The 271-nt window shown below is 72.0% G+C and carries 1 protein-coding gene; it reads right to left on the reverse strand.

What is annotated here, in order from left to right:
- Nucleotides 1-271: transposase (locus E2C06_RS37125; RefSeq protein ID WP_133293447.1), on the reverse strand; the 271-nt coding region annotated here is incomplete at both ends.

Consider the following 271-nt stretch of genomic DNA (forward strand, 5'->3'; position numbering starts at 1 on the left):
TAGATCGGCGCTGGGCAGGCGACTGGAGCCTCGTTGATCTTCGGCGGGATGGCGGGCCGCGCCCCGAGGTCCCAGAGGTGCTGGCGGAAGGTGTGGCTGCTGTAGCCTCGGTCGGCCACTACCCAGACCGGCACGCCGGGCAGACGCGCGAGCAGCGGGATGGCATGGGGCAGTTCGTGCGCCTGGCCCGGCGCGAGAGCAAAGGCAACCGCGCGGCCTGTCCCGTCGGCGATCACGCAGGCCTTGGTGCCATAGCCGCCGCGAGAACGGC

It is taken from the genome of Dankookia rubra, from assembly GCF_004355005.1.
GTDB lineage: Bacteria > Pseudomonadota > Alphaproteobacteria > Acetobacterales > Acetobacteraceae > Paracraurococcus > Paracraurococcus ruber_A.